Source organism: Bradyrhizobium sp. 190 (assembly GCF_023073415.1).
Classification (GTDB): domain Bacteria; phylum Pseudomonadota; class Alphaproteobacteria; order Rhizobiales; family Xanthobacteraceae; genus Bradyrhizobium.
The window spans coordinates 141,352-160,246 of the sequence record NZ_JADPJL010000065.1 but is presented as its reverse complement, the minus strand read 5'-3'; the positions used below and the strand labels follow the sequence as shown (position 1 = coordinate 160,246).

The 18,895-nt window shown below is 59.4% G+C and carries 31 protein-coding genes and 1 tRNA gene; 8 read left to right on the top strand and 24 right to left on the bottom strand.

The window, feature by feature from the left end; translation table 11 throughout:
• Positions 1-217: 217 nt before the first annotated feature.
• Positions 218-421, bottom strand: a complete 204-nt coding sequence (locus IVB22_RS32645) for a hypothetical protein (protein WP_247521577.1) — start codon at positions 419-421, stop codon at positions 218-220.
• A gap of 927 nt (positions 422-1,348) precedes the next feature.
• Here IVB22_RS32645 and IVB22_RS32640 point away from each other — a divergent pair.
• Entirely contained in the window at positions 1,349-1,642 is a 294-nt protein-coding gene (locus IVB22_RS32640) for a hypothetical protein (RefSeq protein WP_247521271.1), read from the top strand.
• A complete protein-coding gene (locus tag IVB22_RS32635; RefSeq protein WP_247521270.1) occupies positions 1,639-1,785 on the top strand; it encodes a hypothetical protein in 147 nt (48 codons plus the stop codon). Before IVB22_RS32640 ends, IVB22_RS32635 begins: the two co-directional genes overlap by 4 nt.
• A 34-nt stretch (positions 1,786-1,819) precedes the next feature.
• Here IVB22_RS32635 and IVB22_RS32630 read toward each other — a convergent pair whose 3' ends face one another.
• The 17 genes from IVB22_RS32630 to IVB22_RS32550 form a co-directional block, all read right to left on the bottom strand.
• On the bottom strand, positions 1,820-2,020 hold the full coding sequence (locus IVB22_RS32630; RefSeq protein WP_247521269.1) for a cold-shock protein: 201 nt from the start codon (positions 2,018-2,020) through the stop codon (positions 1,820-1,822).
• A gap of 236 nt (positions 2,021-2,256) precedes the next feature.
• On the bottom strand, positions 2,257-2,418 hold the full coding sequence (locus tag IVB22_RS32625) for a hypothetical protein (protein WP_247521268.1): 162 nt from the start codon (positions 2,416-2,418) through the stop codon (positions 2,257-2,259).
• Positions 2,419-3,402: 984 nt separating this feature from the next.
• A complete protein-coding gene (locus tag IVB22_RS32620) occupies positions 3,403-3,582 on the bottom strand; it encodes a hypothetical protein (RefSeq protein ID WP_247521267.1) in 180 nt (59 codons plus the stop codon).
• Positions 3,583-3,767: 185 nt separating this feature from the next.
• Entirely contained in the window at positions 3,768-4,058 is a 291-nt protein-coding gene (locus tag IVB22_RS32615; RefSeq protein ID WP_247521266.1) for a hypothetical protein, read from the bottom strand.
• 75 nt (positions 4,059-4,133) lie between these two features.
• Positions 4,134-4,361: a hypothetical protein gene (locus tag IVB22_RS32610; protein ID WP_247521265.1), complete on the bottom strand. Its 228-nt coding sequence runs from the start codon at positions 4,359-4,361 to the stop codon at positions 4,134-4,136.
• A 234-nt stretch (positions 4,362-4,595) separates the two neighbouring features.
• The gene (locus IVB22_RS32605) at positions 4,596-5,153 is read right to left on the bottom strand and encodes an HK97 family phage prohead protease (RefSeq protein WP_247521264.1); all 558 of its coding nucleotides are present in this window, start codon (positions 5,151-5,153) and stop codon (positions 4,596-4,598) included.
• A gap of 161 nt (positions 5,154-5,314) precedes the next feature.
• Entirely contained in the window at positions 5,315-5,899 is a 585-nt protein-coding gene (locus IVB22_RS32600; protein WP_247521263.1) for a hypothetical protein, read from the bottom strand.
• Positions 5,899-6,432 (bottom strand): hypothetical protein, encoded by a 534-nt coding sequence (locus IVB22_RS32595; RefSeq protein ID WP_247521262.1) that lies wholly within the window; start codon positions 6,430-6,432, stop codon positions 5,899-5,901. Before IVB22_RS32595 ends, IVB22_RS32600 begins: the two co-directional genes overlap by 1 nt.
• A gap of 176 nt (positions 6,433-6,608) precedes the next feature.
• Complete coding sequence (locus IVB22_RS32590; protein ID WP_247521261.1) at positions 6,609-7,454, bottom strand: hypothetical protein; 846 nt, start codon at positions 7,452-7,454, stop codon at positions 6,609-6,611.
• 265 nt (positions 7,455-7,719) lie between these two features.
• Positions 7,720-8,640, bottom strand: coding sequence for a hypothetical protein (locus IVB22_RS32585; protein ID WP_247521260.1), 921 nt, complete (start codon positions 8,638-8,640; stop codon positions 7,720-7,722).
• Positions 8,641-9,290: 650 nt separating this feature from the next.
• Positions 9,291-9,476 carry a hypothetical protein gene (locus tag IVB22_RS32580; protein WP_247521259.1) on the bottom strand — a complete coding sequence of 62 codons (186 nt, stop codon included), beginning with the start codon at positions 9,474-9,476 and terminating at the stop codon, positions 9,291-9,293.
• Between the two features lie 300 nt (positions 9,477-9,776).
• A complete protein-coding gene (locus tag IVB22_RS32575) occupies positions 9,777-9,992 on the bottom strand; it encodes an AlpA family transcriptional regulator (RefSeq protein WP_247521258.1) in 216 nt (71 codons plus the stop codon).
• Between the two features lie 252 nt (positions 9,993-10,244).
• Positions 10,245-10,321 (bottom strand) — tRNA-Pro (locus IVB22_RS32570).
• A gap of 63 nt (positions 10,322-10,384) precedes the next feature.
• Positions 10,385-10,831, bottom strand: coding sequence for a DUF192 domain-containing protein (locus IVB22_RS32565; RefSeq protein ID WP_247521576.1), 447 nt, complete (start codon positions 10,829-10,831; stop codon positions 10,385-10,387).
• Between the two features lie 169 nt (positions 10,832-11,000).
• Positions 11,001-11,666 carry a cold-shock protein gene (locus IVB22_RS32560; protein WP_247521257.1) on the bottom strand — a complete coding sequence of 222 codons (666 nt, stop codon included), beginning with the start codon at positions 11,664-11,666 and terminating at the stop codon, positions 11,001-11,003.
• A 200-nt stretch (positions 11,667-11,866) separates the two neighbouring features.
• Positions 11,867-12,628, bottom strand: a complete 762-nt coding sequence (locus tag IVB22_RS32555; RefSeq protein WP_247521256.1) for a Sir2 family NAD-dependent protein deacetylase — start codon at positions 12,626-12,628, stop codon at positions 11,867-11,869.
• A gap of 119 nt (positions 12,629-12,747) precedes the next feature.
• Positions 12,748-12,987, bottom strand: coding sequence for a hypothetical protein (locus tag IVB22_RS32550; protein ID WP_247521255.1), 240 nt, complete (start codon positions 12,985-12,987; stop codon positions 12,748-12,750).
• Positions 12,988-13,176: 189 nt separating this feature from the next.
• Between IVB22_RS32550 and IVB22_RS32545 the strand changes: the two genes are divergently transcribed.
• Positions 13,177-13,344: a hypothetical protein gene (locus IVB22_RS32545; RefSeq protein ID WP_247521254.1), complete on the top strand. Its 168-nt coding sequence runs from the start codon at positions 13,177-13,179 to the stop codon at positions 13,342-13,344.
• 426 nt (positions 13,345-13,770) lie between these two features.
• Here the strand turns inward: IVB22_RS32545 and IVB22_RS32540 are convergent, their stop codons facing one another.
• Positions 13,771-13,956, bottom strand: a complete 186-nt coding sequence (locus tag IVB22_RS32540) for a hypothetical protein (protein ID WP_247521253.1) — start codon at positions 13,954-13,956, stop codon at positions 13,771-13,773.
• A gap of 696 nt (positions 13,957-14,652) precedes the next feature.
• Here IVB22_RS32540 and IVB22_RS32535 point away from each other — a divergent pair.
• Positions 14,653-14,847, top strand: a complete 195-nt coding sequence (locus IVB22_RS32535; RefSeq protein WP_247521252.1) for a hypothetical protein — start codon at positions 14,653-14,655, stop codon at positions 14,845-14,847.
• Between the two features lie 56 nt (positions 14,848-14,903).
• Here IVB22_RS32535 and IVB22_RS32530 read toward each other — a convergent pair whose 3' ends face one another.
• The 3 genes from IVB22_RS32530 to IVB22_RS32525 all read right to left on the bottom strand — a co-directional run bounded on the left by IVB22_RS32530 (position 14,904) and on the right by IVB22_RS32525 (position 15,637).
• The gene (locus IVB22_RS32530) at positions 14,904-15,089 is read right to left on the bottom strand and encodes a hypothetical protein (RefSeq protein WP_247521251.1); all 186 of its coding nucleotides are present in this window, start codon (positions 15,087-15,089) and stop codon (positions 14,904-14,906) included.
• A gap of 138 nt (positions 15,090-15,227) precedes the next feature.
• A complete protein-coding gene (locus IVB22_RS42140; protein ID WP_374207768.1) occupies positions 15,228-15,419 on the bottom strand; it encodes a transposase in 192 nt (63 codons plus the stop codon).
• A gap of 62 nt (positions 15,420-15,481) precedes the next feature.
• On the bottom strand, positions 15,482-15,637 hold the full coding sequence (locus IVB22_RS32525) for a hypothetical protein (RefSeq protein WP_247521250.1): 156 nt from the start codon (positions 15,635-15,637) through the stop codon (positions 15,482-15,484).
• 252 nt (positions 15,638-15,889) lie between these two features.
• On the opposite strand from IVB22_RS32525, the gene IVB22_RS32520 reads away from it, so the two are divergent.
• The 4 genes from IVB22_RS32520 to IVB22_RS32505 all read left to right on the top strand — a co-directional run bounded on the left by IVB22_RS32520 (position 15,890) and on the right by IVB22_RS32505 (position 18,342).
• Positions 15,890-16,048: a Flp family type IVb pilin gene (locus IVB22_RS32520; protein ID WP_247521249.1), complete on the top strand. Its 159-nt coding sequence runs from the start codon at positions 15,890-15,892 to the stop codon at positions 16,046-16,048.
• A 633-nt stretch (positions 16,049-16,681) separates the two neighbouring features.
• Positions 16,682-17,134 carry a VOC family protein gene (locus IVB22_RS32515; protein WP_247521248.1) on the top strand — a complete coding sequence of 151 codons (453 nt, stop codon included), beginning with the start codon at positions 16,682-16,684 and terminating at the stop codon, positions 17,132-17,134.
• Positions 17,135-17,179: 45 nt separating this feature from the next.
• Positions 17,180-17,353: a hypothetical protein gene (locus IVB22_RS32510; RefSeq protein ID WP_247521247.1), complete on the top strand. Its 174-nt coding sequence runs from the start codon at positions 17,180-17,182 to the stop codon at positions 17,351-17,353.
• 341 nt (positions 17,354-17,694) lie between these two features.
• Positions 17,695-18,342: a glutathione S-transferase family protein gene (locus tag IVB22_RS32505; protein ID WP_247521246.1), complete on the top strand. Its 648-nt coding sequence runs from the start codon at positions 17,695-17,697 to the stop codon at positions 18,340-18,342.
• A 1-nt stretch (position 18,343) separates the two neighbouring features.
• Here IVB22_RS32505 and IVB22_RS32500 read toward each other — a convergent pair whose 3' ends face one another.
• Both IVB22_RS32500 and IVB22_RS32495 read right to left on the bottom strand, forming a co-directional pair.
• Positions 18,344-18,595, bottom strand: coding sequence for a porin (locus tag IVB22_RS32500; RefSeq protein ID WP_247521245.1), 252 nt, complete (start codon positions 18,593-18,595; stop codon positions 18,344-18,346).
• A gap of 36 nt (positions 18,596-18,631) precedes the next feature.
• Positions 18,632-18,892 (bottom strand): PilZ domain-containing protein, encoded by a 261-nt coding sequence (locus IVB22_RS32495; RefSeq protein WP_374207767.1) that lies wholly within the window; start codon positions 18,890-18,892, stop codon positions 18,632-18,634.
• Positions 18,893-18,895 lie beyond the last annotated feature (3 nt).

The following is an 18,895-nucleotide window of genomic DNA, read 5'->3' as shown; positions in this document are numbered from 1 at the left end:
CTCAGCTACTGCCAGTCTGCCCTAACACGCATCTTGGCCAAGGGTCCATGCGACAGGCGCCCCTGAACATGAGCTAAGGACCCCACCATCCAACCGCAATAATCCGCGACTCTATGGCGGCCAAATGTAAGCCTCTGATAGTTAACAACATTCTTCCAGCGACGTCGATTGGGCCTTTAGCGGCACCACGTTGCCCTTTCCGGCCGGCCGCGACGCGCTACCCCACGCCATAAGGCTTGTTGAGAAAGTAATCGCGGTTGCCCAGCGCTTTCTCTGCGTACTGATCAATCGCGACTGTGATCGCCTGGACGTGCTGATAGCAGTGGCCTTCACGCGTTGCCCGCTGCCGAAGTTCGGCAAGCGCGTTGATCCATGGCGAGTTGTTCGCTTTGTCGTCGTACCATTTCAATTGTTCGCGCATTGCCATAGCGCTCCCTCATTGCCCTCTGGATCGTTCGAACGAGCCCCTCGGCACGGCGGCCAAGCTGGTCGTAAAGCCGGAGCCGCCTGAACAGAATCTCGATTTCACGATTGCTTTTCATGTTGCGGATAATAGTACAAAACGTGAACGAGTTGGCAAGCCGCTAGGAATAGGCTGTGCTGGCGCGGAACACCCAAGATCATTGCCTGAATGCCCTGAGCGCGCTCGGGAAGAAGCGTCACCTGCGGCGGCCTTATCAATTGAGCGTCCTGCGAAGCTTCTTGATAATTTCGCGCAGGTCGGCTGCATACTCTTCAACGATCCGACGCGCCTCCTCTAACCGTGTAGGCTTCGGCGCAGGATCATTATTGCCCGGGCAAGGTTCGTGAGGCTTCATAGTGCAATGGTCAATTGGAGGCCAAAAGAGACCATTGATTTAAGTCAACAGCGAAGGCGGCGTTTCACTTTGTGCTGCTTAGGTAGGTAGGTTCGCCTGATGACTGCAAAGGGGCTGGAAACGATCATTTGACGATCCAATACCCCTCCCTAATGGTCGGCAGCTTCTCACCCTCGAAGACGCGGGGGCCTACATCACCCAACTTTCGAAGGCCGACCAGCAGCTCGACGAATGGCAGACCGCTATCGAGGCACTGTCGTTGGTGGTCAAGCAAAACGGCCCCACGATGATGGCGCGGATCGGGGTCATGAAGGCGCTGAACCCTCATGTCGAGCGGGTGTTCACTCCCGCCCGCAAAGAGACACATTGGGGGAAACGGAAGATCAAGAGAGATCAGTGAGGAGCATTGAAATACCTCTCTAGAAACCGAAGCGGTGGCAAGGATTGGCTCAACGAGGAACCGGTGGATGCTAGGCAAGTTGGAACTGTGCCGGCACCGGAAGTGAATCTGCCAGCTGTCGCGACGGGATATGACAGACGCCCTCTCATCGATGGAATACCCCCACTGGCTGATAATCGCCGGCGCCGTACTATTGATGCTGGGCCTCGTCGGACTCGCATTGCGTCCACGAAGCGTCGAAGGCGACCCCAGCGACATGACGAACGATCAAGAGCCATCTGAGCCGGAGCCCGACCTAACCCCGGCAGAGGTTTACGAGCGCGCTGCGAAGGAGAAGCGAAGGGCTCGGTGGGCTGAAAGAGAGCGCGAGCTCGAGGAACCGGCGAACGATAGGCCGAGCGTTTTCGGCGAGGAGTCGAAATGACCGTCCTTGTCTACATCAACATCAGCAAGCAGGTTGGCGACCCCGAGCACGTCAAGGTGTTCGCCACCACGGACGCCGCGGAAAAATGGTTCGAGGAAAACGATCCCGAAGGCGTGGCCTGTGAGTACCAGGTCCTTGAATGAAAAGAGGCGCCAGCTGAAGCGGGACGAGTAGTGTCTAAAGCCTCAAATTCCCAGCGGACTCTTTGCCCCGATCGGAGACGATCTCGTAGCTGACCTTAGCGCCTTCAGCGAGTGAGCTAAATCCAGCCTTCTCGACCGCGGAGATATGGACAAACACGTCCTTGCCGCCGCCGTCCGGTTGAATAAAGCCATAGCCCTTGGTCGAATTAAACCACTTCACAGTACCTGTCGCCACGTCCGCTCTCCTGTGAAAGTAAGGGCCGCAGCCTACGGCGTTTATGCAATTCCCGGCAAGGCAAAATCCGCCAGCGTAACCCGGCGGGCCCTTCCAGCGCGTTTAGGAACGGAAGCAGACTTGGCGCGTTGATACTGGCACCGGGTCGCCCCCTTGACTCGGCGCATTGGAATGACGGCCCCGGCTACCTCCACAAGTGCTGGGGCCGTTCCTCATTCAGAAGCCGGTGGCGGCCCTTACTTCCCGATCAAGTCAGCTTCGCGCGCCTCTGCCTCAACCTCATCGGCCAAGCGGTAGAGAAATAGAGCCACCTTGGAATCCTGCGCTTCGGATGCCGCGCGACGGCATTCGATGATCCGTTCTTGAATTTTGGTCAGAAGTTCCAGGTTGTCGTCCATCGGACAAAAGTAAATCAGGCCGCTCCCAAAATCAAACTAGGCCAATAGGGATCGAAACCGGCCAGCACTAATAAAGAGGCCTCCAACTGAGGCGGCCTTACTCTTTATGCTCGGTCCAACTTCGCGCGCCGCACTCGCATTCGAACATACGGACGGTCCTACCGTGCCGGGTATCCAACATCTTCCCGACGAGTCTGGGCTGAGCCCGCATTTGCAAGGGATAACTGGATGTTGGGGGATGGGACCTGTAAATTGAGTGCTGCTGAAATAGTTCATGGTCTCACTCCACTGAGCGAGTTTAAGTTACGAAGTGAACAAACGTTCCTGATTTGCTTATCTGATTTGCAGTTCCGGATGGAACAAAAATCGAAATTACGGCACTCCGTAATTCTACGTAGAACACCAAGGGTCAAACGGACAGTACCGACTGGCTAAACTCTCCAGACTCAATCTTGGCGTTTGTAGTTTCGGAGACGGTCCCATTCGTCCTCCTGCGGAGGGGGTATAAGATCCTCCACGCGCTTCAATCCCGCGGCTTTAAAGAGGCCGAGGACGACAATCGTTGTTATCAATGCGGCTGCGACCGGCATCAACAGCGTCCACATGGAACATCCCTCTCCATGTTTACCCCACGAATAAACCCGGTGATCCAGCCGCGATTCCGAAAAGATGGTGCTGGCCGATCAGGCACTGTGTTGGCGCTAGCTGCCAGCGTTCAGTATCAACATAGACGCCGAGACGACTGAAAAAATGAACAGCCCAAAGATGGCGACTTGAAGTATTCGCCGCCAAAAAACGAACCGGCCCCCCTCCAGCGCGCATGGGAACGGGAGGTCGCTAGGAGTGTTGATTCTGGCGCCAGAAGCTTTCCAGCATGGCGCATTGGAATGACGGCCCCGGCGCGACTCCTTCCAAGGTGCCGGGGTCGTTTCTCATTCAGATGCCTGCAAGCCCAACCGTGAAAGAGGCCGCCTATTGGCGGCCTTAGGTCCCCGTGTTTCGGTGCATCATCTCCAGTTCAACTTGGTCCGCGAGGACCGTGAGATGACTGTGGAGGCGGTCAAACAGGTCGCGCTTGGCTTGGTCCGTTGCGAGGTCGCGGATCAGAGCGCATTCGGCGGCGTCTGTCCGGAGCTTTTCGACTCGCGCCAAATAGTCCTTCATCGCCGATGTCCCGCTTTTTGGGTTCCCTAATTTTGGACCTAGGAACAAGCGGGCGTCAAGGTTTCAAAAAGCCTTTGGCGGCTGAAGTCCCGGCGACGAAAGCCACTCGGCCATATGGGACGCGGTATCAAGTTGCCTGATCTTCTTGCGGAGCGCGTCCATCTGGAGTCCAGGTTTGAGCCCCGCTAGTTGGGCCTCCAGCTTGGCTTTCTCGGCTGCAATGTTGTCTTCAAAGGTGTGGGGGGCGGATCGGCGACGCTGCATGACACAACCTCTTGCTTACGGGTCCTGACCGTAGGGTTTTCATCCTCTGAATCGCTGTCCCGAAAATTCTCCGCCTCGGCTTCGGCGGCCTTAACTGCATCCGGAAGAATGCGCCGGACGGCTTCATGCACGCCATCCCGCGCGCCGGCTTTGTACAATTCCGCGGCCTGCATTCCGGCCTGGGCGCCGGCTTCCTCGATCGTGAGGATCATGTAAAACTCCTGTGTGGATTATAAAATCAGACCGCCCTAAGCCGGCCCACCCTGATCCGCGCCCCTGCGTGCGCGTCAATCGAGCAAGTCGTCGGGCTCTTCTTCCGGTGCCCACGACACCTTGCTGGCGTCCGCAGGCGTCGCGCCCATGCTGGACAGGCACAGCCGCAATAGCGAAAGCGCCTTGGTGCCAACCTCATGGCCTGAGGCAAGTCGCGCCCTAAGCACTGATGCGATTCCCACGATGCAGCGGTGGGAGGTGTTGAGCCAAGGCAGCTCGCCAGCGAATTCGCGCCAGGCCACGGCTTGCGGCTCCGTCAGCCACTTCGGCGGGTCACCGATGGCGTCGGCAGTCGGCTCGTTGCGTTTGTAGCGGCCAGCATTGATAAGGTGTCGCCCTTCAACGCGCGCTTTCGCGGTAGGTTTTCGTGGTCGTGCCAAAATTTGCCCTGGGGGTCTGAATTGCAGATGCGTGTAAAACTGGGGGCATCCGGTAGCTAAGGCGAAAAGTTCCCAGACCCGCGAACACCCCCACCCCTACAGCATGCCCCTGACGCGCATCGCCGCGCGCCTGGCCGCTATCCGCCGCTGGGCGGCCGCGTTGTTGGAGGCGCGTTGCGATACCCACGCTACGGTTTTTGTATAGGCAGGGTTGGCTAAAATGGAAACCTCCCTGAGATCAATTCGAATGAGCGTTCGCATCGGCAGATCGCCATCGTCGGTCCACGACTCCTCACGCACTATGAAACCAAAACTGCAACCATGGACGTCGCGACGCTTGACCGTTCCGAATACTTCCTGACCAGACGGCGTGGTTAAGTCGGCATCAAGCTCAAAGGCAAGTCCGACTCCGTCCTCCTTCAATCGCAACGAGCCCGCCGATTGGCGCCCGAGAACTCTGGACCAATCATGGGCTAGCAAGGCGAGTACATCGCCTTGCTTCAGCGTTTCCGAAAATGCTCCAGGTGCAATCTGCTCAATAAATTGGCCGGCGATGATTTCGGGCGACTGAAAAACAGCGGCATAGCCTCGAATTAGACCATTGGTCGTATCGGGAGCGTCCGTGTTCCTCGTTTCAAAGTTAGCCCCGGGCAACTTTCGCCTCCGCCGCCTCAAGCCGCGCAATTCGCTTTTTCTGTTTGGAGTTCTTTCGAAGTACGCGAGCGATGGCGAGAGGATCGGGATCGGTCACGCTAAGCGGCTTGCCTCGATAGAGGATTTTGCGACTTGGCCTCGCCTCGCGCCTATCTGCACGTTCAAACATTGTGACCGGCCTCCTTCACTTCCTTCAAGAAATAGCTAACCTTGCCGTCGCGTCGATCGCCCAAGAAGAACGCTCGAACCGGCCTCAAATAGTCGAGCCGCACGTCCTCGCGCTCGATATCGTCCAACAGCGCGTCATGATGTTCGCGTGCAGCCTCCAGAGCCTTGGCAGCGTCACACACCGCTCCGAGGCGCCGTTGGTATTCCTGACGCACAGTGTCGCAAACGACTTTGCTCGCGACGTTTCTGGACTCATTAAGGCGCCGAATAATCACCTCTTGTCCGGCCTCGATCGTGGCCATCTCGCCAGCAACTTCACGCTGCCGCTGCATCAGCATTGTCAGGCTGTCCGGAGCGTCGCCGAGCAACGCAGCCACGTCAGGCGAGAGACGTTGACCCCCGGCTTCTTTCTCGGCTGCGATTTCGCCGCGAAGTTTTGTGCGCTCAGCGTTCAATTTGCGGTATCGATCGCTCAAATCTTCCTGTTTAGCCAGCAGCGCAGCGTGTTCAGGGCTGGCATCTGCCAATGACGGGATGCGATACGGCTCGGTGGCCGCGGTTTTCTTCAAAATAGCCATCAAAAAATTTCCTTCATGAGATTTACAAATGCATCGCCCTTCACCAGACCAGCGATGCGATGCGGCGCCTGCTGATGCGTTGCGAGCGCGCCCGGCAAAACGAAGCGGGTCACCGTTCCTTCTGGAGTGTGCGCGGAGAGCTCACGCCAACCGTGCACGAATTCGAAGCGGTGGCCACGAACGTCATCGACGGCGTCGGGTGACCCACCGAGAGCGATCTCGGATTTCAACTCCAGAAATTCGAGCGCCGAACGCGGAATGCTATCCGGTGTGGCGGCTGACAACACCGCGCCACCAGGTGTCATCCCCGCATACGCGCGCGCATGATCAACTGCTTCGTGCAGTTTCGGTGCGCTCATGAGGACCGCCAGCAGCAGGCACACGTCTGCCTGATCCAAATGGGGAGGGACGCCGGGACTGCCGGAGGGCAAAAGTTCAGCTTCCTGCAGTCGTCGCGCAATGCCGGTGCTCCGCGAGCGCTGTATCCCGACGTGACGCTCGATTGCGTCGAGCGTATTGTTGAGCGTGGCCATTGGGGCCGCTCTCCTTTCATGATTAAAAGTTGCGATTGATGGGCTAAATAAAAACCAACGCCGGTACTTCCGCGGTCATCGGAAAAAGGACGCCGGCCGAAACCGGCGTTAGAGGTGCACGTCACGTCGGGATCAGCATCCCTACAATTGAATACGGCCCCACTTGCAGGTAGGGACTACGCAGCCAAATTAGCCAGCGCCTCCAGCGCCCTGTCCTGCGCCGCCACGGCCTTCCGCTCGCCGGCCTTCGCATTGCCCCACCCATTAGCTGCGGCGATCTCGCGGGCCGTGAGGCCATCCAGGCTAGCCTCCAACACCACCGCATGGGCAGCCAGCGCGGCAGCGGCTTGCGGCGCGTCCATTGTCGCAATAATGGTGTCCTCGGGACCGCTCGCGGGGCCGACAAAGCTGCCGGGTGTCGCAGTGACATTGCGGTGCTGCCGATATCCAAGAAATTCTGCGCCCGGCGCGATGGCCGTCACGTACCTTGGAATACGACAGGCCGGCGGCAAACCCGCATTGGCCCAGGCCTCCCCGAACGCGTGCCCGCCGCCGACGCCAAGGCGGTCAATCTCCCGGCGCCTGTTATCGTTGCATGCGGATAGTGTCTGCGCCCAGCGAGCCGCGCGATTGCGCCGATAGTCTTGACCCTCGCCGCCGCGCTCGCGATACGTCGACGCCGCCGGAAACCCACCGCTCCCGCGAATGGCAAGGTGCCGTTCGTTGTCCGCCTGCCGCTCCTCGTCGGTCTTGCGACGCTTACCTTTCGGTTGCCTAAACAGCTCCGCGGTTTCATGCCATCTGTTGTCGCCGCCCAGCCATTGTGTGATCTGGCCGCGAGCATCGAGGCGCAGGCGCGCCCGCATCGGCGCATTAAGCTCCTGCGGCGCGATCGGCCCATAGCCGTCGTGGGCGCGAATGGCGTCCTTCGCGGCGAGCCGAACCATTTCGTCGGGTGATGGCCGGATCTCCACGATCCGATCAATCTGGGTGTTGCCGACCTCGTTATCATTCGCCGGCATCCAGGCCGACGTTGTCGGTGGCGCGGCGTAGTCCTGCAGAGCGCGCAGGTCTGAGCGACGGCCTGCGCGGGCAAGGCGAGATTCGAGTGGGGTGCGTTTCATGGGTTATCTCTCGTGACCTGCTGTATCTTGCCCCTTGTCGGGGTCTTGGTGTGGCCGGTTTCCGGCTGCACACATTTTCAAAACTTGCGGGATAACGCGTGCTTGGGGGCGGCCGGTGTCGGCTGGCAAAATTCGCGGAGAGTCGGGCCGCCCTCCCCGGTGCTCATGCTGCCTTGTCCTCAAGTTGGGCCTCAAACCAAGCGTCGTACTCGGCCTGTTGCTCCTCGATAGTCATGCGGCGCTTTGGTGGCGGCGGCTCCACCAGCTCGGGCTCGGGCTCGGGCTGGCCACCGCTCGGCTCGTGCCACGTTAGCTCGCCACCATCCACAAGCGCGACAATTCGCCTGCCGATGAGATTTGCCGGGTCATCAATCTGAAAGAAGAACCCCGCAGCGGTGACGATACTATCCTTCTCCTTCTGCCCGGCATTCTGCACCTCCTCCTTATGGTGCTTAACTGGAACCGTATGGATGTATTCCTCGCCGGCCTCATCATTGCCAGTGATTATCAGCATGCCGCTCGTATGGGTTTCCGACAGTATGGACTCGGTGATGGTGATGCATGTCTCCCCGGCCGGGAACGCACAGCCGGGTTTCGCGGCCTTGCCGGTTGCAGGCTTGCCGGGGGTTGGCTTGGCGCTACCGCGCGTCTTGCTGATAGCTGCGCCCTTGGCGTCGGCGTAGACAATCGGCAAATCATCTTCCCAACCGCGCGCATTAATCCAGTTGTGACACTGGATGCGATACCGCCGCTCGGTGGCGTGCTCCTCATAATGAGCATGCAGCCGCGCCGCTGCCTCAACCATGGCGGCGTGCAGGCCAGCATCCGGCGACAGCTTCTCATATGCCGCCTTGGCCTTCGGCTTGGTATTCGTCAGCTTCAGATTGAAGGCATTCCATAGCTCGGTGAAACTATCGGCAGGGGAATTGGGCGCGCTCTCCCTACCTGGCGGCGTTTCCCCCGACGCGGCCGACAGGCCAGCAGCGTGGGGCGGCGTAGCCGCGCCGACAGATGATTCTGCTTCACGTAGGCCGGCTTGTAAGCCGTCTACGTAAGCAGGATTCGTCCCTCCAGACTCGGACACTAGCGGCTCGTAGTGTCCCTCTGGACTCGGACACCCTGTCCCTCCAGACTCGGACACTAGCACCAACTCGCTAGTGTCCCTCTGGACTCGGACACTAGGCCATGAGACCGGGGTGAACTCCGATGGGCGCGTCCCAATGCCTGGACGTCTTGTGAAGTAGCCCCACTCGGCTAGTTCTGCCGTGGACTTTCCGATCCGCCATTTCGAGAGGCCGGTGGCACGCTCAATATAGCGCACACTGGCTCGGCCGTTACCGTGCTCGTGCTTTTGGCGGTCAATAACAATCTGGGCGACTTGAATGTGAGTCTTGCGGGTGCGCTTGTCGGCTATGATCTCACTAAGGAGCATCCATTGATCCAGCAATCCGCCCGTCTTCTGGATTTTACTGTCCGCCACGGCTACTGCCCCCCATCGCTACCGCTGCTCTGGCGAGATCGTTCGCAACGCCGATATCAAACCTGACATTCGTGCCGAATACCCGATAGCTACCGTCAGGCTTGCGGATCAGGGTAAGATCAAGAACCCGCACACCGGACGCTACCTCGGCGTCAAACGTGCCAAGTTGTTTCCCGCTACTGCGGGAGGGTCTGAATTCAGTGATTTTCAAAAATGTAGTTCCTACAATGTTAGCCGGTGTCCCGGGGTCTGGGTTATTTGAGGCTGGCCGCGTATTGCGGTTTTGGCTCGAAAAATAATTCACCGTCCAGCTCGCACAAAACGAATCCGCGGCGGTCCATCTCGACCATCGTTAGCGCGAGTTGCCGGTGGAGATCCGTCATCCGTGGATCTTGCATCACACGATGCACCCAGGCGCGACGTCTTGCTTTGTTACCCATAAAGTCCTCTCCTCCATTTGGTTTGCTATCGACTAGTACGAGTTTGGTGGCCCACTCACTAAAAGCGCAGTACAAATAAATATGGCCAGCCGCATCGGAAGACAGTGGCGCCGCACGGTTCGGGCGTTACCGGCTTCACGCGCCTGAGCGAATTGATCTGGGCTGGCGGCGGCCCACATGGCGGCGGATTGATCGTGCGGGTTTACTTCAAATGACAAGTTGGCATTAGCAAGCCACTCCGAAAATCGAATGTTGTCTTCCGGGCGGAACAGAGCTCTCGGCAGAGGGGCCGATCGTGCTTTAGGCGGCTTGGGCGCCGCTCTGCTGGGTGTTGTCGGCCCAAGTTGTGGTTCGGCGCCGGGTCATTATCCACGCGTCGACATCGGCGGCGGCATACTTGATGGTCCGACCGAGCTTGAAGAAGGCCGGACCTGCCCCGGCCATACGCTTCTTGGCCAGCGTCGAGGGTGACAGGCCGGTCAGCGCCGCAACATCGTCGATTGATAGGAAATTCATGGAGTCTCCCGATGTGGGAGGAAGGCAACGCCCGGACCGGCTCGCGCCGTGCAGTGTCCGTCAGCGGCAACCGGCGCCCATAGCACCGAGTACAAAAGTAAAATACCGATTTCCCGCGCAAAAAGCGGGGCGTTCCGAAAAATATTTTTCGCGGCCGATCGTTTCCGCTCGGCACCTACCGGCTGGTGGCTACCCGGTGGCGATTTGTAAGAAAATCAGTTCTTGGGATCTATTCTAAGTCATTGATTTTATTGGTCGGGGCAGCTGGATTCGAACCAACGACCTGCAGTACCCAAAACTGCCGCGCTACCAGGCTGCGCTATACCCCGATCCGATGCTGGGAATGCGTCGATACACGCTTAAACCCCGGCCATCAAGGCGATCTGGAAGGTTCAGCGCTTGTTGAAGAGCGGGTGCGCCACCCGGTCGCCGGGTTGAATTCCATACTTTTGCGCCGTGCCCGCGATCACTTCGAGCACACCCTTGGCTAATCCCCCCGAGGAGATGATCTTGGTGGAGAGCGGCTCGGTATTTTCGGCGATTCGCAGGATGCGACCGTCGGCGCGGATGAAGATCATGTCGAGCGAGATGTAGGTGTTCTTCATCCACATCGAGATCTGCTGCTCCGGCGAGAAGTCGAACAGCATGCCCTTACCGTCCGGTAACTCCTTCCGGTACATCAGCCCCTGGGTCTTCTCCTCCTCCGTCGTCGCCATCTCGACCGAGAACACCTGCACGCCTGATTTGGTGACGATCTCTAGCGGCTGAACGCTCGCGGCCCTCGCGGGCGGATTGGCGCAGAGGGTAACGAGCACGGCGGATGCCGCGGCCAGCGACATCAACAAGCGGCCGCCAATGCAAAGCCGCGCAACCGTCAAAGCGAAATTCATCAATGCACTCACGCCGGATATCTGGGAATTGCCGGGAACCCTAACCCGATGATTGCGGCAAATGCCAGAGGCCGCCGCGCGCGTGCGCGGCGTCCGGCTCAATTTTCCGTCAGTGCGATCAATGCGAGGACAGTGCCGACGGGCCGGTCTCGGGATGGATCTCGGCCGCCATCATGCCCTTGGACCCGGGCCCGAAGCGCACCAGCACATACTGGCCCGGACGCAGCTCGGTCATGCCGAAGCGGCGCAGCGTTTCCATGTGGACGAAAATGTCGGGCGTGCCCTCGCCGCAGGTCAGGAAGCCGAAACCGCGCAGCCGGTTGAACCATTTGACCTGGGCCCGCTCCAGACCGCTGGTCGGCGTGACGCTGACATGGGTCCGTGGCGGAAGCATTTGCGCCGGATGGATCGCGGTGGACTCGTCCATCGAGACGATCCGGAACGCCTGATAGCCCTTGGCGCGCTGCACGCACTCGACCACCAGCCGCGCGCCTTCATAGGCGGTCTGGTAGCCGTCGCGCCTGAGCACGGTGACGTGCAGCAGCACGTCGGGCCAGCCATTGTCGGGAATGATGAAACCGTACCCCTTCGAGGCGTCGAACCATTTGATGACGCCGGATATTTCGACAAGGTTGGCTGCGGCATCGCCGAGCCCCGAAAACGCATCCACCGCCGGATCGCGTTGCGCGCCGGCTGCGTATTCACTCGGTCCAAGTCTGTTTTGCTCTGTCCCGCCTGACGGCGGCCCCCCGAGCTTCTTGGACCCAAATTCGTCCGACCCCATGACCCCGGACCCCACACATTAAAAAAGCGGTCCACTATCGCCATCGTGGACCGGAACACGCGCCCTACCATGACCATCATGGTAACGCAGCGCGAATCTCTCGAATCAAAAGATAACACTCTCGACTGCTGCGCATAGCTAAAAAAAACAAAATTGCGGAGGCTATGAACAGGCTTGCACAGCCGCGAATCAGTTGGCGATCAATTGCCTACGAACGGTCCGAGCGTTTCCCCGATGTCGAAACGGATCACCAGATCGGCGACATCGTCCTGTTCGGTCGGCTCGTTGTTGATGATGACGAGCTTCGCGCCGCAGTTCTTGGCCATCAGCGGAAAACCTGCGGCAGGCCAAACCACTAGCGACGATCCGATCGCCAGAAACAGGTCGCAATGCTGGGCCAGTTCGGTGGCGCGGCGCATCTCACCTTCCGGCATCGCCTGTCCGAACGAGATCGTCGCGGTCTTCACCGGCTCATCGCAGATGGTGCAGTCGGGGGCGCTGCCGGTTTCTTCGAAACGCGCTTTTACCCAAGGAAGATCATAGGCATGACCACAGCCGATGCAGCGGGCATAGGTGGTGTTGCCATGCAGTTCGACGACGTCGTCGGCCTTGAAGCCTGACGCCTGATGCAGATTGTCGATGTTCTGGGTGATGATCGCCGGGGTCTTGCCGGCCTTGTAGAGCGAGGCCAGCGCGCGATGCCCGCGGCCGGGCTTGGCCGCCGCAAAGGTCTCCTCCATCGCAAAGCGCCGCCGCCAGGCCTCGGCCCGCGCATCGGCGCTCGAAACGAATTCGTCGAACGCGATCGGGCGATTACGGGTCCACAGGCCGCCGGGCGAGCGGAAATCCGGAATGCCGCATTCGGTGGAAATGCCGGCTCCGGTAAAGGGAACGATACACGAAGCTTCAGCAATCATGTTGCCGAGCTGCTCGACGCCGCTGCGCAAATCCTTGGCGATCACAGTTGATATTTCCGAATGGTTGGGCCGCGCGAACTATAGCACGGCCCTTCGGATTGCCAGATCGATGTGCCCTGCCCGGGGCCGCGCGCGCTATTAAACCGCCTTATCGCGCGAGCGCATCACGCTGCCTTGGCAACCTGTTCCTTCGGCTCTTTGGCTTCTTCAGTCTTCTTCGCCTTCGGCGCAGGTGCACTTTCCGCTTTCTTCACTGGTGCCTTGCCGTACTGGGTCAGCTTTTCCAGCTCCGCTTCGAGCTCGGCGCGACGCGCAGCGACTTTCTCGAACAGCTTGTCGGTCGCGTTTTCGCGCAGACCAGCGAGTTCTTCGATACCAAGTGAATCCAGATCAATCTTTGCCATTGGAACCTCCCGTTTGTCTTTCGCTAACGGGAACCCGCGTGAGCGACAAGAATGCGCCACATCTTATCCACCGCCTTCGCTTCGAAGGCGGCCCGCGATCACAATGCTGCAGGTCCGCTTCCGCATTCACGCCCCATTCGCGCGCGCCAATGATGGCGGGGCGCGAATCAAACAAAACACGGATGGGCGATGACGGAGAAGGAAGAAAGACTCGCGCGCGACCGCGCCGAAATCGCAGCGCGCGTCGCGAGCTTCAGGGAAACCCAGCAGAAGTTCGAACGCGAGCGCGAAGAGTATTACGAGACGACCCTGGCCAATGCGCTGAACGGATCCAGCCGGCCCTCATTCTGGCGTTGAGGCGAAACCGGCAGAAGCTTAGTTCGCCGTTATCGCCAACGAAGAACGTCGAGTGGAACCTCAAGAGAATTCCGGCAATGACCGGAACGAAGCCGATGCCTCGACGTTTTCTTTTCAAGTGCAGCAACCTTGCGAGAGGTGAAAGCACGAGAGACCCCGTCTGCATCTTCGAATGTAGGCGGGGTTTTCGTTTGCGCGGACAGCTTCCCGACCCGGAGCCATGCGATCGGGCGGGTCTGACCATCGGATTACGCAGGAACTAACACAGCCCTTGCGGAGTTTATTCGTGGGGAAAGGTGCGTCATGCCCGTGTGGTTGGAAATTCTGATCAATGTGATCGGTTATGCAGGCTTCATCGCCATCGCGACCTATCACCGATCGCCAAGCAACAAATTGCCAGATCGTTGAGCGCCGAAGCGTCGGGCGTCAGTTTGCCTTGTGCGGTTGGCCGGCAGTGCGGACGAGCCTGTCGGCCTTGACCAGCGCGTGACCGCTTTCGGCCTGCGGCCGCAAAGAAAAGCTGATGACGACGAAGGCAAGGCAGAACAGCAGGCCGACCACCATGATGCGCCGGTGGGTCGGTTTGTCCGCGTTGTGAAACGAAGGGACCATGGCCTGTTTTCCTGAAAGCCATCCCTATCGCAACTTCAAATACGCACAATGCGATTTGGGTTTTAACCTAACTGAGTAGGGTTATCTGCGTTTCCGCGCGAAACCGATCCGGCGTCGATCGCGGGATTGAGTACGCGAGATTGAGCATGGTTGAGAGCAAGACTCCTTTTGTTCTCGCAGAACGAACAGGGGGCGCATTTTCCGGCACCGTCGCCTTGTTAAGATACCGTTACCGATCGATCCCGCGCAGATTTGCTGTCCTTCGTCCCGCCATGCCCTCGCGTGCCGGACGTCGAACCTTTTTGGCGCAGCCCCTACTTATCTAAAAAGGTGCTGCGATGACCCAAGCCGAACACTATCGAGACCAGTCCAACAGAGCCCGGCAGCTCGCCGAAGCCGTCAAAGGATCCGGAAGCCTCGAAGAAGCTGATCGAGATGGCCGAGGAATTCCGCCTCTATGCCGAGCGGCTGGAGCAGATGCATTAGGACGCGAACCGGCGTCCGCCCCGCATGGCGTCCACCCGTATCAAGTCCGGCGCAGGCTTTCGCTCGAAAGCGCTATAAATTTTTCTGACGCCGGTCATGGAAACCTAAGCCTCCATTACCGAGCCTCCCTGAAATGCTGCGCCGTTAACCCAACCTCTTTACAAAGCGTAAATAGGCGCCTGACAGGTTTGGCCCAGGAGGGTCAATCCCATGGTCATTTATCCAATACCGGTTGAAGTGACGCAGGCCAGAATACAACTCGTCGTCGATCAGAGCGCCAAGGCGCCGCCGAATACGATCAATCAGGATCTTCAGGCCGTCTATCACGCCAAGGCCGCCGCCATAGAAGCGGCACTTGCGGATGTGCCGCCCGACGAACCGTCGCTGCTGGACGTCAAGGTCTGACCTGACGGGGAATACCAATCTAGCGCGGAGGGCCAGACGGTATCCGGCCCTTCTCTTCACGCGCGCCATGCAAGCTGTTGCGCGTGCACGACGCCGAGCGTCAGCAGGCCGCCTATGCCGGCGAGCACCGCCAAGCCTGCGAACCAGACCCATTGCGGCCTTTCCTTGTAAGCCAGGAAGGCGGAGCAAATCGTACACACGATCGTCGGCATATTCGCGACCAATAAAACCCACGCCAGCATTTCAACCTCCCGAAGCGAAGCGGATCCGCGAAAGCTAGCGTGCCGTCGGAACGACACTGTGCGTCCGGTCACATCCGTCCGGCCTGCACTGGCGCTATCGTCGAGGCATGATGGCGCTTCGGGACATCGTGATCTGAATCATTCAAGCCGTACTGGTCGGCATCGGGATCGGCATTGCCGGGCTAACGGCGCATCTGGCCGAACAATCCAAAGTACCGCTTCAACGAAGCGGCGATTGTCGCTTCCGCTGCGTCCGGGGTCCGTCGGCTTCCCCAGACAATGCGGCTCCATCTTCGCCCATTGGGCATCTGTCAGTATGAATCGCTCCATCTAAAGCTTGAATCACAACCAAGCCTCAGGTGGAATCCTGAATCTCAACAGACCCTAGACCGTCAGTGTACCAGGCGCGGCACCACAGCGCATACCGCCAACAGCACGCCGAGGCTGCTCACCACGGACAATTTCATCCGAGCCGTCCTGGCGTCGGTAATCGGGAGTACGAAAAAGAAAATCATCGCGAGAATAAGCACGCCGTAAATCAGGTACATCGTTGATCCCTCCGTTGTCACCACGATGGACGGAGGAGCCAAGCGCGTATGTGTGAGGGATCACGCCGGTGCGGCGCTCGGGCTCGCCAAAAGACATCGGTCGGAAAACAAGGCCGCCACCAAACGCGAATGGATCACGCCGTCCGCCCGGGGGCTGCAGCTTCGAAAATTACTGCAATTTTACGCTTTTGATTACCTTGACAGCAACTTGGACGTGCCACAACATTTCCGTCAAAACCCGAGAGAGAATGAATGCTTGGGAAGTTTCTGCACGACGAGTCCGGCGCCACCGCAATCGAATACAGCCTCATCGCTGGGTTCATCGCCTTGGCCATCATCGCCGCCGTCGGATTGACCGGCCAAAGGCTCATCACACTGTTCGAGAGTCTTATTGACGCGTTGACGCTATAGGTGACGATTAAAGTCCTGCAAGGATGAGGATTGCGAGGCACGATACCCCCACCTCGCCTTCGCGGCAGCCTGCGTCTCTGGCTTCTTGGCGTTGCCCTTGCCGGTGGCTTGTAGCTTCAGTTTTGAGAGATTGATCGCCGGCCATGGCAGCCCCGCCAGCTCGCAGGCGAGAACGGCAGCTCCGCGCATTGGGAAGAGGGCTTTAACGCCGGAGAACTGACCGGAGAATGACTCTTCGATGCAGGCACCGATGCCCTCAGGTCCGGCGTAGCGGTTGATGATGCCATTGCCGCCGACCGTGCGGCTGCCGATGTTGCCTTCAAGCCGAATTGTCTGGGCATCCTAACCTCCATCAATGAACACCCTGCTGACGCCGGGTGTCGTCCCCGAATCCGAGCCTAAGGCAAATCTACGAATCAATCATTGAGCTTCGCTTGGTTTACCCACAAGGAACGACGGCCAGTTGAACCCGGAGTTTGCCCGTTGGCGCATGGTATCGGGAGGCTAGTTACGCGGTTAAAGCAACGCCATCGTCCCGCAACACCCTGCCCCTTGGCGCATTTTGCTGCTATTTATCACCCGCCCGCCCAAACCATAACGAAATCTCCAAACGTTCTCAGGAGGACAACAAACATGCGCTATCTCCACACCATGCTGCGCGTTCGTAATCTCGATACGGCGATGAAGTTTTACCAGGACGCGCTGGGGCTGAAGGAAGTACGCCGGGTCGACAACGACAAGGGCCGGTTCACGCTGGTGTTCCTGTGCGCGCCCGAGGACGAAGGCCTGTTCAAGGCCGCGCCGCAGAACCGCGGCGCACCGCTGGTCGAGCTCACCTACAATTGGGACGAGGAGAAATACGGCGAGGACCGCCATTTCGGCCACCTCGCCTATGAGGTCGACGACATCTACGCCACCTGCGACCGCCTGATGAAGGCCGGCATCACCATCAACCGGCCGCCGCGCGACGGCAACATGGCCTTCGTGCGCTCGCCGGACCTGCATTCGATCGAGCTGTTGCAGAAGGGCGAACCGAAGCCGCCGGCGGAGCCGTGGTCCTCGATGCCGAACACCGGCCACTGGTAGGCCTTCGACTTCTTCGTGCACGTCCGCCATCCGAGCTATCGGCTCGTGACCAGCGCGGACGCGCCGTTTCCTGACGGCACGAGTGAAAGCGAATGGCGGCTGACGCGCAGCCGCCATGCTGACGATGATGTCAACGTCGAGGTGCGCGAGGCGGTCGACCGCGACGGTGACTTGCTGTTTCGGATCGGATTGTCGCTCGCCGAAATTCCGAAATCATAAAACGTTCCTTCGCCCCAGGTTCTTTTCCGCGCAGGAACCGGCCACGCCGTCGCGCGTTTTCTCTTCAACTACATTTTGAGGAGGAAATGATGGGACGAGGACTTCTGCTTTGGTTGGTTGGCGTACCTATTCCGGTGATCATTCTGCTGTGGCTGTTCTTCGGCGGCTGACCGGCTGACGCCAGCTCACGCGTTGCACGGGAATCGGGGCTCTGTCGCACTGCGGCGGAGCCTGATTTTTTGTAAGCCTGATTTTGCAACCGTGTCCTGCCGCAAACCGCGCGCTTTTTCGTCGATCCTCGGCTATGAACGCATCAACGAGATCAACGGGAGCGACAACGCGTGGCCGACAACAAGAAACAACGACTCACCATCTGGGGCCGGGCCAATTCGGTCAATGTTCAAAAAGTGCTGTGGTGCCTCGCCGAACTCGACCTCGCCTACGAGCGCATCGACGCCGGCATGCAATTCGGCAAGAACAACGAGGCGCCCTATCTGGCGATGAATCCGAACGGCCGCGTGCCGACGCTGGTGGACGGCGCCTACGTGCTGTGGGAATCCAATTCCGTGATGCGCTATCTCTGCATGGCCTATGGCGAGAATTCGCCGATCTACCCCTCGCAGCCGCAAGCGCGCGCAAGCGTCGACCGCTGGCTCGACTGGACGCTGTCGACGCTGCAGCCGGTCGACCGGCCGGTGTTCTGGGCGCTGGTGCGGACGCCGGTCGAAAAGCGCGACATGGTCGCGATCCAGAAGGATGTCGACGCCGAGGCCGTGGTGTGGCGGATCGTCGAGGCGCAACTGGCGAGCCGGCGCTTCATCGAAGGCGACCAGTTCACGATCGCCGACATCGCGCTCGGCGCCTATGCGCGGCGCTGGCTGGGAGTCGAAGGCGTCACCAAGCCAAAACTGCCGAACCTCGAACGCTGGTTTGCGCAATTTTCGGCCCGCTCCGGCTTCACGCAGTTCATCGCGCCGCCGATGACGTAAGCTAGCGCGAGCCGCCGGACACACCGGCGCCGATGCTCACCGCGCCGCCGATCTTCATGCAGGTATTGGTGCCCTCGATCTTGACGAAGCCCGCGCCGTACTCGGCGCATGCGTTGGCTGAATTTGAGCGCTTCAGCGGAAGCAGCTTACCGGATGCCGCGGCCTTGTCGGACTTCTGAAGACGGGGCTGCTCGGCAGCTTCGGCAACCGAAGGCAACATCACAGCCATCATGACGAGGAGGGATTTTGGCATCCCACCTTTTATCGCCGCTAGCCGGTCAGTGCCAGACTAGCGGACGAACTTGACGCCGACCGATTTGCCGCGGCGCCAGACCACCTCGCAGCGGCGTCCGGTCCTGGCGTCGCGCGAAAACGCCAGCCGCAAATTCGTCGGCAGCGTGTTGGGATCGTCGATCGTGACCTTCGCCCCCGTCGTGGACAGATCCCGCACCACGCATTGGCGCGCGGCAAAGCCACCCTCGAGCGTGATCCACCCGGGCTGGCTCAACGATTTGCGCGTCTCGCGCTTTTTGCTCGATAGCAAAGCCATGTC

Coding starts and splice junctions, on each gene's coding strand:
- IVB22_RS32540 (WP_247521253.1), bottom strand. CDS start 13,956: ATGGTCCCTTCGTTTCACAACGCGGACAAACCGACCCACCGGCGCATC.
- IVB22_RS32495 (WP_374207767.1), bottom strand. CDS start 18,892: ATGGCTTTGCTATCGAGCAAAAAGCGCGAGACGCGCAAATCGTTGAGC.
- IVB22_RS32645 (WP_247521577.1), bottom strand. CDS start 421: ATGCGCGAACAATTGAAATGGTACGACGACAAAGCGAACAACTCGCCA.
- IVB22_RS32525 (WP_247521250.1), bottom strand. CDS start 15,637: ATGTACCTGATTTACGGCGTGCTTATTCTCGCGATGATTTTCTTTTTC.
- IVB22_RS42140 (WP_374207768.1), bottom strand. CDS start 15,419: ATGGAGCGATTCATACTGACAGATGCCCAATGGGCGAAGATGGAGCCG.
- IVB22_RS32500 (WP_247521245.1), bottom strand. CDS start 18,595: ATGCCAAAATCCCTCCTCGTCATGATGGCTGTGATGTTGCCTTCGGTT.
- IVB22_RS32615 (WP_247521266.1), bottom strand. CDS start 4,058: ATGATCCTCACGATCGAGGAAGCCGGCGCCCAGGCCGGAATGCAGGCC.
- IVB22_RS32515 (WP_247521248.1), top strand. CDS start 16,682: ATGCGCTATCTCCACACCATGCTGCGCGTTCGTAATCTCGATACGGCG.
- IVB22_RS32625 (WP_247521268.1), bottom strand. CDS start 2,418: ATGGACGACAACCTGGAACTTCTGACCAAAATTCAAGAACGGATCATC.
- IVB22_RS32620 (WP_247521267.1), bottom strand. CDS start 3,582: ATGAAGGACTATTTGGCGCGAGTCGAAAAGCTCCGGACAGACGCCGCC.
- IVB22_RS32545 (WP_247521254.1), top strand. CDS start 13,177: ATGACGGAGAAGGAAGAAAGACTCGCGCGCGACCGCGCCGAAATCGCA.
- IVB22_RS32565 (WP_247521576.1), bottom strand. CDS start 10,831: ATGTCGCTGGCCGCGGCATCCGCCGTGCTCGTTACCCTCTGCGCCAAT.
- IVB22_RS32640 (WP_247521271.1), top strand. CDS start 1,349: ATGACAGACGCCCTCTCATCGATGGAATACCCCCACTGGCTGATAATC.
- IVB22_RS32595 (WP_247521262.1), bottom strand. CDS start 6,432: ATGGCCACGCTCAACAATACGCTCGACGCAATCGAGCGTCACGTCGGG.
- IVB22_RS32580 (WP_247521259.1), bottom strand. CDS start 9,476: ATGGGTAACAAAGCAAGACGTCGCGCCTGGGTGCATCGTGTGATGCAA.
- IVB22_RS32560 (WP_247521257.1), bottom strand. CDS start 11,666: ATGGGGTCGGACGAATTTGGGTCCAAGAAGCTCGGGGGGCCGCCGTCA.
- IVB22_RS32550 (WP_247521255.1), bottom strand. CDS start 12,987: ATGGCAAAGATTGATCTGGATTCACTTGGTATCGAAGAACTCGCTGGT.
- IVB22_RS32530 (WP_247521251.1), bottom strand. CDS start 15,089: ATGCTGGCGTGGGTTTTATTGGTCGCGAATATGCCGACGATCGTGTGT.
- IVB22_RS32635 (WP_247521270.1), top strand. CDS start 1,639: ATGACCGTCCTTGTCTACATCAACATCAGCAAGCAGGTTGGCGACCCC.
- IVB22_RS32535 (WP_247521252.1), top strand. CDS start 14,653: ATGGTCATTTATCCAATACCGGTTGAAGTGACGCAGGCCAGAATACAA.
- IVB22_RS32600 (WP_247521263.1), bottom strand. CDS start 5,899: ATGGCTATTTTGAAGAAAACCGCGGCCACCGAGCCGTATCGCATCCCG.
- IVB22_RS32590 (WP_247521261.1), bottom strand. CDS start 7,454: ATGCCGGCGAATGATAACGAGGTCGGCAACACCCAGATTGATCGGATC.
- IVB22_RS32575 (WP_247521258.1), bottom strand. CDS start 9,992: ATGAATTTCCTATCAATCGACGATGTTGCGGCGCTGACCGGCCTGTCA.
- IVB22_RS32520 (WP_247521249.1), top strand. CDS start 15,890: ATGCTTGGGAAGTTTCTGCACGACGAGTCCGGCGCCACCGCAATCGAA.